Source organism: Cupriavidus basilensis OR16 (assembly GCF_000243095.1).
Classification (GTDB): domain Bacteria; phylum Pseudomonadota; class Gammaproteobacteria; order Burkholderiales; family Burkholderiaceae; genus Cupriavidus; species Cupriavidus basilensis_D.
Genome location: NZ_AHJE01000045.1, coordinates 1 through 15,999, shown reverse-complemented (window position 1 = coordinate 15,999; position 15,999 = coordinate 1). Strand labels below are relative to the sequence as shown.

The window sequence follows — 15,999 nt, the reverse complement described above, 5'->3', positions numbered from 1 at the left end:
GAATTCCAGGGAACCGAACCCGGATGCGACTGCCTTACTTGCGCGATGCCGCCAGAGCGGATGCTGCCGCCACAAGTTGAACCACAATAGGATGCCAAGCGGAAAACGGCCAGCAAGCCTGCCGCGCGGCGGCACTTTCTCGTCGGTCCTGACGCGCTGTACCCATCACAATCAAGTAGAAACCAGATATTTCATTTATTAGAAAGGGAGAACGGATGCCATTGACGTCGAACAAATTGCCTGCCTGGACCTTATGGCTGCCGCTGGCAGCCTGGGCCATCCTCGGGGCAGGCATGGCGGCGCCCGGTCAGGCGCTGCTGCTGGTGCTGGCCGGCCTGGCCCTCGCGGGCTCGGTGTTTGCGGCGGTGCACCACGCCGAGGTGGTCGCGCATAAGGTGGGCGAGCCCTTTGGCACGCTGGTGCTGGCGATTGCCGTGACCGTGATCGAAGTGGCGCTGATCGTTTCCGTGATGCTGTCCGCTGGCCCCGAGAAGGCCGGGCTGGCGCGCGATACCGTGTTTGCCGCGGCCATGCTGGTGTGCAACGGCATCGTGGGGATTTGCCTGTTGGTGGGTGGCCTGCGCCATCGCGAGCAGGCTTTCCAGGCGCCGGGCGCCACTGCCGCGCTGGCCGTGCTGGCCGCCCTTGCCGTGCTCACCATGGTGCTGCCTAACTACACGAGCGCAATCCCCGGGCCGGTGCTGTCGCAATCGCAACTGGCCTTTGCTGGCATTGCCTCGCTGGTGCTCTACGGCAGCTTTGTGTTTGTGCAGACGGTGCGCCATCGGGACTACTTCCTGGTGGAAGGCACCTCGGACGAGAGCGTGCACGCGCCGCCGCCGCCCGTGAAGATCGCGCTCGCCAGCGGCGGCATGCTGCTGGTGTGCCTGGTGGCGGTGGTTGGCCTGGCCAAGCTGCTGTCGCCCACGGTGGAAGCCGCGGTAGCGAGTGCCGGCGCCCCGCCGGCCGTGGTTGGCATCGTGATTGCCGCGCTGGTGCTGCTGCCCGAGGGCCTGGCCGCGTTGCGCGCCGCGCGCGCCGACCGCCTGCAGACCAGCATGAACCTGGCGCTGGGTTCCGCGCTGGCCAGCATCGGGCTGACCATTCCCACCGTGGCCGCGGTCTTTATCGCGGTAGGCAAGCCGCTGACGCTGGGCCTGGGCCCGACGGAAACCGTGCTGCTTGCATTGACCTTGCTGGTCAGCACGCTGACGCTGCACTCGGGGCGCACGACCATGCTGCAAGGCGTGGTGCACCTGGTCATCCTGGCGGCGTACCTGTTCCTGTCGGTCGTGCCCTAAGGTGCCGGGGCCCGGCGGGGCGACATCAGGCCCCGCCCGCCGAGCGCACACATTGCGCGCTCGCCATGAGACCAAATCGGTGCTGGTTGCGTGCGGTGCTTTTGCGCACACTGGCGCCCATGACGCCCAGGACCCCCACCCAACGCATTGTCATCGTCGGTGCCGGCGTGGCCGGCAGCATCATGGCCCGCGCGCTGGCCAGGCAAGCCGGCCTTGAGGTCACCTGCCTGGAGCAGGTTGCGCCGGATGACCATGCCAGCGCCGGGCTGGTGATCGGCCCGAACGCCATCAAGGCCTTGCACCTGCGCGATCCGCTGCTGGCCAGCGCCATCGGCGAGGCTGGCCTGCCCTGGGATCACTGGCGTGTGTCGCTGTGCAGCGGCGAAGTGCTGCTGGACCTGCCGCTGACGCGCGTGGCGGATCACGGCGGCGTGCGCATCCTGCGCGCCACGCTGTACCGCGTGCTGCGCGGGGCCGCCGCGGGCACCATCCGCTATCGTTGCAAGCTGCTTGAGTGCGGGGCCAGCCCGCAGGATCCGGCGCGCAGCTATGTGGTCTGGGAACAGGATGGCCGCCAATGCCGGCTTGACGATATCGACCTGCTGATCGCGGCCGATGGCCGTGACTCTCCCATCCGGAGCGCGTTTGGCGGCCAGCCGGAAGTGCACCAGGTTGGTGCCCTGCTATTGCGCCTGCTGGTGCCCGACGCCGGGGCCGGCCGGATCGACGACTACGAGCAATGGTGCAACGGCCCCAACCGCTTGCTGGCCTTCCGCTTGCCGCACGGGCAGATCAATATCGCCGGCAGCCTGCCGCTCCGCCCCGACAACGCAACGCCGCACGTGGGCATCGGCCCGCAGGCGCTGCGCGCTGCCTACACGCCCACGCACGCCAGGCCGGGGCCGCAGGCAGGCTGGCTGATTGATACGCTCTGCGCCAATGTGGATGCCATCTGCTGGTACCGCATGCAAGCACCCGGCATCCGCTTTGCCGAGCCGCGGGCGCAGGTGATGTACCTGGGCGACAGCGCCCACGCCATGGCGCCGCCCTTGGGCCAGGGCGTGGCGCAGGCGATCGAGGACGCCTGCAGCGCCGCCGAGCTGATTGCCACCTCGCTGGCCGGGGGCGAGACCAGCCCGCGCGCGTGGCTGGCAACGTTTGAAGCCGCCCGGCTTGAACGCCTGCGCTTTGTGATGTCGGTCGCCCCGCACGCCGCGGGCCTGATGCTGGGCGGCGCCACGGAGCAAGAACGGGCGTCGGCGCTGGCCGCGCTGCGCCAGCTCTACTGCCAGGTCGCGCTGCCCCGCCATGGCGTCGGTCCTGGCGCCGGGACCGGGCTGCCCGCGTAGCCTCGGCGTGCGCACGATCCTTGCTAGTGAGAGCGGATCGTTCTCACTAGCGCCCGAGCGCACGCCGCCATGCTCCACCCGCCTCGCCTCTATCTCTATCTTGACGCCGTGGCCCGCCATGGGTCGATCCGCAAGGCCGCCGAGCAACTCCACGTCGCCTCCACCGCGCTCAACCGAAAGATCCTGGAGGTGGAGCAGGATATCGGCACGGCGTTGTTCGAGCGCCTGCCTCGCGGCGTGCGGCTGACCGCCGCCGGCGAGGTGCTGATCGCTACCGTGCGCCGCAGCTTGGCCGATCTCGACTCGGCCGCCGCGCAAATGGAGCAGTTGCGCGGGCTGGTGCGGGGCACCGTGCGCATGGCGACCGTGGAATCGGTCGCTACCGATTTCCTGCCAGAAGTCATCGGCCGTTACCAGTCCACCCATCGCGGCGTGCAGTTTCGTGTGACGGTGGGCAACTCCGGCGACCTGCTGGCCGCGCTCAAGGAGGACGAGGCCGACCTGCTGCTGGCGCACGACCCGCCGCCCACGGCCTTCCTGCACGAACTGGCAGTGTCCGCGCAGCCCTTCTGCGCGATGATGCGCCCGGACCATCCGCTGGCCGGCCGGCACACGCTGCGCTTATCCGACTGCCAGCCTTATCCCGTCGCCCTCGGGCCGGAGAGTTTTGGCAGCAGGCGGCTGATCGAGGCGATCTGCGCGCGCAATCGCTTGTCGTTGCGGGTCATGCTGGAGGCCACCACGGTGGAGATGCTGAAGAGCTTTGCGCGCCAGACCGGGGCGATCTGCTTCCAGTTCCAGGCCGGCACGCTGCGCGAGACGCGCCAGGGCACGCTGATTGCCGTGCCCCTGTCCGACCCCGAGCTGTGCGGCGGCCGGCTGGTGCTGGGCGCCCGCAAGGGCCGCAGCCTGCCACCGGCGGCGGCGGCATTTGCCGAGCATCTGAAGGCCGCGCTGACCGGCCTGCACCAGCCGTTGGCCCAGGCCGCCTGATGCGTGGCGAGTGCACACAATTTGCGCGCGCCATGAGAAGAAATAAGTGCTGGTTGTATGCAATCGAATTGCCGCAAACTGCATCCATCGCAGTCATGCCAAGCAATTTCACCGCGCAGTTCCGGATACCCACGAAAGCAAGATGAGAATCAACGATCCCGCCATCCTCGCCCAGGTTGAAGCCGCCTTCTGGCAGGTGGTGGCCGCGCATGTGCGCTGCGCAGCAAGCATGAGCCAGCGGCGCTAGGGTACCGGCGCATCCCTGCGCCAGGCATTTCAAGAGCAAGCGTTTTTAATTAACCGGGGCTTGTCCCCGGAGGGGCGTTGTCGTGCCCCACGAATGCGACAGAGCCAGCAACGATAGAAAACGGGGTCAACCATGGAGGTCTTTATGCAACAAACGTTCAAGCCGGTCGTGAAACTGGCAGTCATGGCCGCAGCCTTGATCTGCGGCAATGCCATGGCGCAATCCAGCGTCACGCTTTACGGGATGGTCGACGCCTATGTCGGCGCCACCAAGGCCGGCGGCGCTGACCGCGCCTATGGCGTCAACAGCGGCGGCATGCAAACCTCGTACTTCGGCATCAAGGGGAGCGAGGATCTGGGCACCGGCCTGAAGGCCATCTTCGACCTGAACGGCTTCCTGCGCCCGGATACCGGCAAGCAGGGCCGCTTCGACGGCGACGCGCTGTTCACCCGCAACGCCTACGTCGGCCTGCAGAGCGCGACGCTCGGCACGGTGAAGCTCGGCCGCAACACCACGCCCTACTTCATCTCGACCATCCTGTTCAACCCGCTGGTCGACTCCTATGTGTTCTCGCCGGCGATCTTCCACACCTACTTCTCGGCCAGCAATGGCCGCGTGTACGACCCGGGCATCATCGGCGACTCGGGCTGGAGCAATTCGGTGGTCTATTCCACGCCGAACTTTAGCGGCCTGACCGCCAATGCAATCTACTCGTTCGGCGAGCAGGCAGGCAGCGTGGGCAAGAACAAGTGGGGCGGCAACGTGCTCTACTTCAACGGCAACTTCGGCGCCACCGTCGCCTTCCAGCAGGTCAAGTTCAACAGCACCCCGGGCGACGTGACCTCGCCCACGGCGCTGGCTGGCTTCGACAAGCAGAACGCCGTGCAGGTCGGTGTGAGCTACGACTTCAAGGTGGTCAAGCTGTTCGCGCAGGGCCAGTACATCAAGAGCGACGTCAACAGCGCCACGGGCGACATCAAGCACACCAACGGCCAGGTCGGCGCCTCGATCCCGGTGGGTAACGGCAACGTGCTGGTCTCTTATGCCTACGACAAGACCAAGAACAGTGTCGCGGACTTCAAGCGCAACACGGCCGGCCTCGCCTATGACTACAACCTGTCCAAGCGCACCGACGTGTATGCCGCGTACTTCTACGACAAGCTGAGCGCCCAGTCGCACGGCGACAGCTTTGGCGTGGGCGTGCGTCACCGCTTCTGATTGGAAGTGGTACGCGGGTGGGCTGTGCTTCGGTGCGGCCCACTTGCGCGATCTGGAAGAGCTTCATAGCCGCCCCCCACCCTTTGTCGTCAGCGTGCCCGCCCTTTGCGCACCTGCCTCGTTTGGCAAACCTCGCCGAACTGCATACACTGGGCGCCATGGGCACGACTACGATCCACATTTCCCTTCCGGACGCGTTATCTCGCCCGCAAACGCAATTTCCTGAAATCCGCAGGGTAGTGCAAACACAACATCCCATTCACGTTTGCCGGGCATGAAGCGCCTCCTTCCCGTAACCCCCGTAACTCCCGTAGCTGTCTCCGCCTCGGGCGATGAGAGCAAGGCCGACCTCGACACCCTGCTGACCCAGGTACGCGCCTGTCGTCTCTGCGAAGCGCATCTCCCGCTTGGTCCCCGCCCGGTAGTACAAGCTGCCACAAGCGCCCGCATCCTGATTGTCGGCCAGGCGCCGGGCACGCGCGTACATGCCAGCGGCATTCCCTGGGACGATCCCAGCGGTGACCGGCTGCGTGAATGGATGGGGATTGACAAGACGGTGTTCTACGACGCCGAGCGCATCGCCATCATCCCGATGGGACTGTGCTATCCGGGCCGTGGCGCCAGCGGCGACCTGCCGCCGCGCAAGGAGTGCGCGCCGTTGTGGATGGATGCCTTGCTGGCACGTCTGCCGGAGATCGAGCTGACCTTGCTGGTCGGACAGTATGCGCAGCGGCGTTTCCTGGGCGCGGCGGCGCGCGGTGGCGTGACGCCTACCGTGGCCGGCTTTGCCGCGCATGGGCCGCGCTTTATTCCGCTGCCGCACCCGTCGCCGCGCAACCAGGGTTGGTTCAAGCACAACGACTGGTTTGCGCGGGACTTGCTGCCGGTGCTGCGCCAGCGCGTAGAGGCCGTTCTGCGGGCACCACGCGCTGGCTGACGCGGGCTTGGCTCACGGGCAGCGCCTGCGCCGCAAAAAAAAAACTGCGCCACACGGGCGCAGTTTTTTTGATACCGGCTTTTGCTTTGCAGCGGCCAGCGGTGCCGCCTTACTTGGCAGCCATGGCGGGCATGACCTTCTCGATGGCGTCGCGCATCGGCTTCATGGCCGTTTCATAGGCGGCGACCCAGCTCGGGGCATTGGTGCCGGCGGCGGGGAACGCACCGCCCGCGTTCGACATCAGGTTCTGGCCGAACGAAGCCATGGCTTCCTGCGTCTGCGCGGCGTAGGTGCTCATCTGGCGCTGGGCTTCCTGCGCGAACTCGGCGCCGGTGCTGGTGAAGATTTCGTTCATGTGGCCGGCGTAGGCATTCACCTTCTGGGCAAACCCATTCGCCAGTTCCGGCTTGAGGCCGGACATGCCGGCGCCAACCGGCTGCTGGCTGGCTTCGCGTACGTAGTTCGTGGTATCCGCCAGGCTTGCCTTGACGGCCTGCAGGTTCAGCGCGCTGATCTTTTCCGCGCCGCGGGCCAGGGGGCCGACGAGTGCGAGAAACAGGTCCAGGTTAGCTTGCTGAACGCCGAAAAACTGGGCTTGGGTGGGATGTGCCATGAAGTAGTCTCCTGGGGATGATCCAACGCTGCGAAGAGGGTTCCGTGAGCGGCATCATCGTTTTGCTGCAACGCAGCAATTGAGCACATCATAAGCTTATTTCCTGCGGAGTCAAGGGAATCAAGTAAAGAGTTTTCGGCGGCAATATGCCCGCCAAGCCCCTCCTGATGCCCTTGAGGCGCTTTGGCCTGTTTCACCCTGGCTCCACCGCGGGTGTGATGCAAAGCAGCAACCGGTGCCTGCCGTCATCGATCGGCACGCGCGTCCCGCCTCCCGCGCAAGGCACCGCCAGCCCATCGAGCATGGCATGCGCGCTGACTGCGCCCGGCGCCAGCGTCTCCACCCGGATGTCGTAATGGCACGCGCCCAGGTGTACCGTTGCGTCGAACCCAGGCCACGCCGCTGGAATACTCGGCGCGACGATCAGCCAGGCCCCTTCCCGGCGCAGGCCAAGGATGCCTTCCACCCCGGCGCGATACATCCAGCCGGCCGCGCCGGTGTACCAGGTCCACCCGCCACGCCCGATGTGGGGCGCCACCGAGTACACGTCGGCCGCGACCACGTAGGGCTCGACCTTGTAGCGCTGGACGCCCGCGGCCGTGCTGGCGTGGTGGATCGGGTTGAGCATCGAGAACAGGTCAACGGCCTTTGCACCTGCGCCGAGCCGGGCAAAGGCAAGGACCGACCACATCGCGGCGTGGCTATATTGCCCGCCGTTCTCGCGCACGCCCGGGGGATAGCCTTCGATGTAGCCGGGATCCAGCGACGCGCCATCGAAGGGCGGCGCGAACAGCAGCGCCAGGCCATCGTCGCGACGCACCAGGTGCTCGGCCATCGATGCCATGGCGGTGGCCGCGCGCACTGGGTCCCCTGCGCCCGACAGCACTGCCCAGGACTGGGCAATGGCATCGATCCGGCAGGCCGGGCTGCTCTTAGAACCCAGCCAGCTGCCGTCATCGAAGGTGGCCCGGCGATACCACTCGCCGTCCCACCCGTCGCGCTCCAATGCCTCGCCCAGCATTGCCGCATGGGCACGCCAGTGCGCTGCCCGGGCGGCATCGCGCACCTCGGCAAGCGGTGCGAAGAGCGCGATCGTGCGCATCAGCAACCAGCCAAGCCACACGCTCTCACCCTTGCCTCCGGCGCCGACCCGGCTCATGCCGTCGTTCCAGTCGCCGCCGCCGATCAGTGGCAACCCGTGCTCACCGGTCAATGTGAGGCATCGCTCGATGCCGCGCGCGCAATGCTCGAACAGCGAGCCCGAGGCCTCCCCGGCCATCGGCTGGAAGAAGGCATCATGCTCGTCGGCGCCGAGTAGCGGCCCTTCGAGGAAGGACACTGTCTCATCCAGTACCGCCGCATCGCCCGAGCCGGCAATGTAGGTCGCGGTGGCAAAGGCCAGCCAGACGCAATCGTCGGAGATGCGCGTGCGCACGCCCTGCCCGGTATGCGGCAGCCACCAATGCTGGACGTCGCCTTCGGCAAACTGCCTGGCGGCGGCGCGCAGCAGGTGCTGGCGCGTAGCAGCGGGCCTGGCGAAGGTGAGCGCCATGGTGTCCTGCAACTGATCGCGAAAGCCATAAGCGCCGCTCGCCTGGTAAAAGGCGGAGCGCGCCCAGATGCGGCAGGCCAGGGTCTGGTACAGCAGCCAGCCATTGAGCATGATGTCCATCGCCCGGTCTGGCGTCCTGACCTGCACGGCGCCAAGCAGGCTATCCCAGTGCCCGGTCACGGCATCGAGCACGGCGTCGAGATCGGCGGCACGATAGCGGGCAATCAGCGCCCTCGCCGCCTCGGCCGAGCCGCACTCGCCGAGAAATGCGACGATGTCGAGCGTCTCGCCCGCGGCAAGTTCCACGAAGCACTGCACCGCGGCGCACGGATCCAGGCCCGCGCCCACCGCGCCGGACAACGGCGTCGTGCCAAGCAAGGCCGCCGGCGCCTCGACGCCGCCGCTGTAGCCGAGGAATTCGGTGCGGTCGGCGGTCCAGGCCGTTTGCCTGCCGTTGAGATCGGCAAAGGCAACGCGGCCGGGGAAGGCGGTGCTCCACGGATTGCGCGCCAGCACCGCCCCGGTGGCGTCGTCGCGCTCGGTCACGATGAACGGTGCCGATGCGCCCCGCGATGTGCCGAGTACCCACTCCACGTAAGCGGTGACGGAAAGCCGGCGGCGCACGGCAGACAGGTTGCTCAACGTCAGCCGTGAAATCTTGATCGGGTCTTCCAGCGGGACGAACTGCAGCAACTCAACCGCGATGCCATTTGCCTGGTGGGCAAAGCGGCTGTAGCCATGGCCGTGACGGGCCGTGTACGTGCCTGTGTCGCGGATAGGCTGCGCGGTCGGACACCAGACTTCGAGGCTGTCTTCGTCACGGATATAGAACGCTTCGCCGGCCGGATCCAGCACCGGGTCGTTGGACCAGGGCGTGAGCTGGTTTTCGCGGCTGCTCTCGGCCCAAGTGTAGCCGCTGCCCTGTGCCGAGGCGTGGAAGCCAAAGTTGGGATTGGCGATCACGTTGATCCATGGAGCGGGCGTGGTGGCGGCGCCCTCGAGCACGATCACATACTCCCGCCCGTCCTTGTCGAAGCCACCGAGGCCGTTGAAAAATTCGAGCGCCGGCTTGGCCGGCCCTTGCATTGGCACCGGCCGTGGTGACGCGCGGCGGCGTACGGGCGCGGCGCGCTGCGGCGCCCGGGGCAGCCGGCCGAGTTGTTCGGCGAGGCCCCCCCGGCGCGCGGACAGCACGACGCGGGCCACCGACAAGAGCAAGGCGCGGGCCTCTACGTGCATCAGATCGGCCCGCAGCGTATAGACCGTGCCTTGGGCGAGCTCATCGCCAAGGCGAGGCCGCGACTGGCTGCTGCGCACAGCGGTCTCGATGGCGATCTGCAGGTCCTGCGTATAAGACGCCGTGCGCTCGTTGACGATGACCAGGTCCACGCCAAGCCGCTTCATGCGCCAGTACTCATGCGCGCGCAGCAACTGGCGCACTTGCGCCATATCCTCGATCTCGTCGATGCTCAGCAGCACGATGGGCAAGTCGCCGGAGATGGCGTGCGGCCAGAGCCCTGACTGCGAGCCCGCGCCGCGGGCAATGGCCTCCGGGGTAGCCCATGATGCTTGTCGATCAGATCCAGCAGCGCGGCGCGCGAGGGCGCCACCAGTGTCCAGAATGCGATGCGCGCGACACCGCCCGGCGCGACCCGCACGCGCTGCCTGAGCGAGAAGATGGCGTCGAGCACCGTGCCCGTGGTGTTGGAGAGCGGAGTTCCATACCGCACGCCGTTCGATATCCTTCCCGTTTTCCCCTGCGCCAGGAAGCGCGCCCGGTCGGTCTCGTATTGCGGATCCGCCACCGCTTCGCCTTCGACGACCGCGAAGTGGGCGGCCCATATCGTGGGCTCCGTGGGCGAGCGCGGGCGGCGCGTGGCAACCAGCGCGCCGAACTCGGCCAGGTATTCGGTTTCGACAAACAGCTTGGAGAAGGCCGGATGCGCGACGTCGGCCGCCGGCACGGTCAGCACCAGCTCCGCATACGAGGTCAGTTCGATCTCGCGCGCGCGCCGTCCGCTGTTGGCCAGCGAGACTCGCCGCACTTCCCCGTCGTCCTCGCCGGAGACCAGGATGGAGAGCGTGGTGACCAGGCTGCCATCGCGGCGGATGAACTCCGCGTGGTCTTCGGCGAAGACCACTTCGCTGCCCTGCTCGCCATCGTCCGTGTCGCCGCCGGCAAACTGCGCGCCGGCCGGCCAGACGGCGCGGCTCTGCGTATCGCGCAGGAAGATAAAGCTGCCAGCGTCATCGCGGGTTGCATCCTCGCGCCACCGCGTCACGGCCAGATCGCGCCAGCGGCTGTAGCCCGCGCCGGCCGCGGTCAGCATCACCGCGTAGCGCCCATTCGACAGCAGATGCGTGACGGGTGCACCAGGCGCATAGCCCGCAAGCCTGCGTACCGTGGAATCCTCGCTGCCGGACTCCATCGAGGAAGCTTTCACCTCTTCGGCGCGGGGATGTGCAATGGCGACGTTGCGCGGCATGCGCTCCTGCAGCAAGAGCTCGGTGGCCTGGATCATCGGCTCGCGGTGAAAGCGCTCCCGCATCTGGCCGCCGTGCAGGGTATTGGCAATCGCCACGATGGTCATGCCCTGGTGGTGGGCCATGTAGCTGCGGATGATGGCGAATTCCTCATCCTCGGGCAGCCGGGACCGGGTGAAATCGATGGCCTCGTAGAAACCGAAGCGCCCCTTTGCCCCCATCTGCGCGAGACGCGCGAAGTTTTGCTGCGCGCCCTGCGGATCTACCATGGTGGCAAGGCCGCTCGCATAGGGTGCGATCACGACATTGTCGGAGAGCCCGCGTTTCAGGCCCAGGCCTGGCACGCCGAAGTTGGAGTACTGGTAGGTGAACTCCATGTCGCGCGCGTTGTAGGCCGACTCGGATACGCCCCATGGCACGCCCAGCGCGCGGCCGTAGCCTTGCTGGCGCTCCACCACCAGCCGGTTCGTCTGCTCGAGCAGGCTACCCGCCGGCGCGCGCATGATCAGCGACGGCATCAGGTACTCGAACATCGACCCGGACCATGAAATCAGCGCAGACCCATTGCCCAGCGGCGTGGCCGTGCGCCCAAGGCGGAACCAGTGGCGTGTCGACACATCGCCCTTGGCGATGGCAAACAGGCTGGCAAGACGGGCCTCCGACGCGAGCAGGTCATAGCAACTGACATCGAGCCGGTTGTCGTCCAGCGAGTAGCCGATCGAAAGCAGCTTGCGCTCTTCGTCAAAGAGAAACGCGAAGTCCATCGACAGCGCCATGTCGCGCGCAACGGCAGCCAGCGCTTGCAGGCGCGCGCCGAGCAGGTCCGGCGCTTCGATGCGTTCGACCCGGTCTTGCTCATGCTCGGCCACGGCCTTGCGTAGCGCTTGCACCCAGAACGCCAGGTCGCCAAGGCCGTCGTCGTCGCTGGCGGGCAGGATGTCTCGGGCAATCGCGCCGGCTTTCTCCGTCAACCGCTTGAGCGCGGGCATCAGCATGGCCATGGCCTGCGTGCCGTTGAGCTGGGTTTCGACCTGTTCCAGCAATTCGCCGAGCTTACCGGCACGCTCGCCGCCCGCCAGCGCCAGCCCGGCAATGGCCTCGCGCGCCAGCGTGACGGTATCCATCATGCCGAGCCGGAAATCCGGCGTCACCTCGGCATGGGTCCATTCTTCACAGGCATTGGCCAGCGCTATCAGGTGGCCGGCCAGGTTGCCGCTGTCGACCGATGAGACGTAGGCAGGCGTCAGGGCGCGCAGATCCTGCGTGCCATACCAGTTGTAGAAGTGGCCATGGCAGCGCTGCAGCTTTTGCATGGCGGCGAAGGCCGCTTCCAGCCGTTCTGCCGTCGCCGCCGTGCCGCTCCAGCCAAAGTCGCGTGCGGCAATGGTGGAGAGCAGGTACAGGCCGATGTTGGTGGGCGAGGTCCGGTGCGCAATGACCGGCCTCGGGCGCTCCTGGAAATTGTCGGGCGGCAGCATGTTGTCCGCCGGCGTGACCATGGTTTCGAAAAAGCGCCAGGTGCGGCGCGCGGTCAAGCGCAACTCGCGCGTGTCCGCGTCCGACACCACCAGCCGCCTTGCCACCTTAGGCGCCCGGCTTGCCCACAGCGCGAGCACGGGCGCGGCGAGCCAGAGTAATCCAAGGGGCAGCACGAGTGGCCAGGACGCAGGCGCGACTGCCAGCGTGCCCGCCAGCAGCGCCAGCGTCAGCAACAGGCCGCCCGCCATCTGCCGGTAAGAGCCCGCCAGGTCGAGCCGGGGGCTGGTCATGGACTGGGCGGCCGTGGTCCACTCCAGCAGGTGGCGACGCGAAAAACGCAGCCGCACCAGCGTGCGCGCGATGGCGTCGCTCATGCGCCAGGCCACGTCGGGCAGGAACGCCAGCGTCAGCAGCACCTGCGCCACGGCGGCACGCAGGTCGCCCCACAGCATCCCCACGTGGTTGCGCAGCCGGATGCCGGCACGATGGGGAATGACGGAAAACACACCGGGCAGGAAGCCGGGAATCGCCATGGCCGCCAGCAACAGCAGCGTGCCGCGCAAAGCAGCGCCCGGTGGCAGCAGCCAGCACGCGCCAAAGCACAGCAGCAGCGATGGCGCGAGCACCGAGCGCCGCAGGTTGTCCAGCATCTTCCAGCGGCCGAGCATCGGCACCGCCTCGCTGCCTTTTCGGCCGCGCAAGATCCAGTCAAGGAGCTGCCAGTCGCCGCGCGTCCAGCGATGCTGGCGCTTGGCCGCAACGTCATAGCGAGCGGGAAAATCCTCGACGACTTCGATGTCCGAGGCCAGCCCGGCGCGGGCAAACGTGCCCTCGAACAAATCATGGCTGAGCACCGCATTCTCCGGCACGCGGCCGTGCAGCGCGGCCTCGAAGGCATCCACGTCATAGATACCCTTGCCGGTATAGGAACCCTCACCAAAGATATCCTGGTACACGTCCGACGCGGCCGCCGCATAGGGATCGATGCCGCCGGGCGCCGAGAAGATGCGCTGATAGAACGAACCCTCGCTCCCCACCGGCAGGGATGGCGTGACGCGCGGCTGCAGGATCGCGTAGCCGCCAATGACACGCTGCTGCTTGTTGTCGAACCTTGGCCGGTTCAGCGGGTGAGCCATCTTGCCGATCAGCCGCAGTGCCGCATCGCGCGGCAAGCGCGTGTCGGCATCGAGCGTGATCACGTAGCGCACATCGGGCGGTACCTGGGGCGGGCGGCCGCCGACAGGAGCAAAGCTGGTGTCCGTGGCCCCGCGCAGCAAGCGGTTGAGTTCCTGGAGCTTGCCGCGCTTGCGCTCCCATCCCATCCATTTGCCTTCCCCTGCGTTGAATACGCGGTGCCGGTGCAGCAACAGGAAGCGGTCGCCGGCGGGACCTGGGCCGTAGCGGCGATTGAGCTCGCCGATGGCTTCGGCAGCCACCGCCAGCAGGGCCGCGTCGTCCGGCATGACTTCCTGGTCGGCGTCGGTGCCATCGGTGAGCAGCGCGAAGGTCAGGTCGCCACCCGCGCCGGCGAGGTGGTGCACCTCCAGGCGCTCGATCTGCTCGCGCAGGCTGGATTCGCCCGATAGCAGCGTGGGCACGGCCACCAGCGTGCGCAGCGCTGGCGGCACGCCCGCCGTGAGCTCAAGTCCCGGCAGGATGGTGGCGCCAAAGAGCCAGGCGATGCCGCGATTGACCACCGCCGTTGCCACCTCGCTGGCCGGCACGAAGCCCAGCAATCCGACCAGCGCAAGCCAGCCGCCGGAGAGCGCCGGCGTGGCCGCCGCCGCAAGCAACCAGAGCGATCCGCCGAGCAGCGCGAGGGTGACCAGCAGGATGGCGCCCACATAGCCGCCAATACCTAGCGCGATATTGAGGCGGGAAAGCCGCAGCCGCGCCGGGGCGCGGAAGCCGATCACGCGCTCGAACGCGCGCCGGCCCTCCGCGATCAGGTGATATCCCGGGTCCCCGACGCGCTCCGCCTGCGCCGCATCGGCGGTGCCGGCCGCCAATGCGCGCGCCGTGGCCAGCGCGAGATCGGCGATCTCCAGTTCCGAGGCCGGCGAGCCCCTGGCAAGTTGCTCGATGGCGCTACGGTAGAGATTGCGGGTGGGGAAATCCATTTGGGCATAGCCGCAGCCATCGCGCAAACGCGCGTCAACCAGGCTCACGCTCTCGAACAATTCGGCCCAGTCGATATCGGAAATCAAGCGCATGCTGGTGATGACATTGCGCACGGTCACGTTGGACGCGCCCTGGCGCTGCTGAGCGTGCCGCACCACGCCCTCGATGGACGCACCCTGCCGCCCGAGCCGCTCTTCCAGCCAGCCAAGGGTTGGCGTGGTCCGTGGGTCCTGGTCCCGCAGGCGCTTGGCCAGCTGCGCGGCGAACAGCTCCGACAAGGGCGAGGCCGCGCGCGAGGCGATATCCGTGTCGAGCGCCGACCTGGCGCAGCCCGACTTGAGCAACTGCTGCGAGAGGTTGTCAGCGTCGGCGCGGGCGCTGCGCCCGGCGGTCATCTGCTCGGCCAGGCGGCGCAGGTTCTCGATCAGCACGATGCGCAGCGTAATGGCCACCGCCCACAATTCGCCGATGGTCAGCGGCTGCACACGCTGGTATGCAGCAATGAAGCGCCGCAGGGTGTCCGGGTCGATATGGCTATCGGTATGCGCAACAAAGGCCCAGGCAAGGCCAAATACGCGGGGATAGCCGGCGAATGGCCCCTCGCTGAGCTTGGGCAACTGGCGATAGTAGCCGGGCGGCAGGTCATCGCGGATCTCGCGGATCTGCGCTTCCACCAGATGGTAGTTGTCCAGCAGCCACTCGGCCGCGGGCACCACGGCCCTGCCGCTTTCCAGCTCCGCCGCGCTGGCGCGATAGGCCGCAAGCAATACCTCGGCGTTGTCGTTGAGGCGGCTGCGCAGCGTGCGCACGCGCGGCGGCTTGGAGGTCACGGGCTGTGCCGCGGCAAGGCTTTGCGCATGCTGCTCCAGCCGCTCGATGCCGAACAGTTCCTCCCGGACTGGCGCCTTGCTGTCCCACGGCGACGGGGTGGATGTGTACTCGAACGTACGGCCTAGCACTGAATACATGGGCGCCTTGATTGCCAACGGGGATCGGGAGACGGGTTCGCCTCCTTAAAAACGGCTGGCCGGCAAGCCTGAAGCTTGCCGGCCATCACGCGCTCGCTGCGCGGACTGTCGCGCCAAGGCGAGCTCTCTCGCCCAAAAGCGGCCCATCAGTACCAGCACAAGCACCACGATCCGCAGCAGGCCCAGCCCGCCGCTGGGCACATAGCCCCAGGAACGGCTATGCGGCCAGGCCGGCATGCACCGCGAAGTTCGCCGCGCCGTTTGGCATGGACCCGACCGCTACCGGCACGTTGGCATGGATGGCGTGCGGTGTCGGTACGACGATGGACAATTGGCGCCCATTCCTGGCATTGAACGGCACAGGGGTGGAAGGAAGCAGGAAGCGTGGGGAGCATGACAGCCATGGTGGCCTTGAGGCCAGCGGGAAGGCAGCATGCTTGGGGGAAGAACTGAACCAGGGGCAGGGCCGCAGGCGGAAAGTCGTGGGTGCGACTGAGGGTCAGGTCCAGACAGCCGGCCGCGCGTATTCGCAGCGCCGCTGTGGGCGCATCTTCGCATACTCCCGCCCTGAACCCTTCTTATATTTCCAGCGGCAACAATTCCCCGTGCGGAGATGGCGGCAAATTGTGACTCATAGAGCATAATGAGACCAATAAGGCATATATAGAATGTTTGCTGGCCTCCAGACCCAGCAATTTTTGCGCGCCACCAAGCAGTACGCCGCGCCCTGTTTCCGA

At 67.1% G+C, this 15,999-nt stretch carries 6 protein-coding genes and 2 pseudogenes; 5 read left to right on the top strand and 3 right to left on the bottom strand.

All coding sequences use genetic code 11. From position 1 onward, the window contains the following. Positions 1 to 215 precede the first annotated feature (215 nt). The 5 genes from OR16_RS17375 (at position 216) to OR16_RS17350 (ending at position 6,045) form a co-directional block, all read left to right on the top strand. On the top strand, positions 216 to 1,301 hold the full coding sequence (locus tag OR16_RS17375) for a calcium:proton antiporter (RefSeq protein ID WP_006159250.1): 1,086 nt from the start codon (positions 216 to 218) through the stop codon (positions 1,299 to 1,301). Between the two features lie 119 nt (positions 1,302 to 1,420). After that, positions 1,421 to 2,650 (top strand): FAD-dependent oxidoreductase, encoded by a 1,230-nt coding sequence (locus OR16_RS17370; RefSeq protein WP_158001366.1) that lies wholly within the window; start codon positions 1,421 to 1,423, stop codon positions 2,648 to 2,650. A gap of 69 nt (positions 2,651 to 2,719) precedes the next feature. After that, positions 2,720 to 3,643 carry a LysR family transcriptional regulator gene (locus tag OR16_RS17365; protein ID WP_006159248.1) on the top strand — a complete coding sequence of 308 codons (924 nt, stop codon included), beginning with the start codon at positions 2,720 to 2,722 and terminating at the stop codon, positions 3,641 to 3,643. A gap of 391 nt (positions 3,644 to 4,034) precedes the next feature. Next, on the top strand, positions 4,035 to 5,108 hold the full coding sequence (locus OR16_RS17355; protein ID WP_043420176.1) for a porin: 1,074 nt from the start codon (positions 4,035 to 4,037) through the stop codon (positions 5,106 to 5,108). A gap of 274 nt (positions 5,109 to 5,382) precedes the next feature. Beyond that, the gene (locus tag OR16_RS17350) at positions 5,383 to 6,045 is read left to right on the top strand and encodes a uracil-DNA glycosylase family protein (RefSeq protein ID WP_063709596.1); all 663 of its coding nucleotides are present in this window, start codon (positions 5,383 to 5,385) and stop codon (positions 6,043 to 6,045) included. A gap of 109 nt (positions 6,046 to 6,154) precedes the next feature. Here the strand turns inward: OR16_RS17350 and phaP are convergent, their stop codons facing one another. The 3 genes and pseudogenes from phaP to OR16_RS45920 all read right to left on the bottom strand — a co-directional run. Next, entirely contained in the window at positions 6,155 to 6,658 is a 504-nt protein-coding gene (gene phaP / locus OR16_RS17345; RefSeq protein WP_006159243.1) for a TIGR01841 family phasin, read from the bottom strand. A gap of 193 nt (positions 6,659 to 6,851) precedes the next feature. Next, a pseudogene (locus OR16_RS17340) lies at positions 6,852 to 15,262 on the bottom strand (GH36-type glycosyl hydrolase domain-containing protein). A gap of 138 nt (positions 15,263 to 15,400) precedes the next feature. Then, a pseudogene (locus tag OR16_RS45920) lies at positions 15,401 to 15,499 on the bottom strand (DUF3309 family protein); the annotation flags it as partial. Between the last annotated feature and the right edge of the window lie 500 nt (positions 15,500 to 15,999).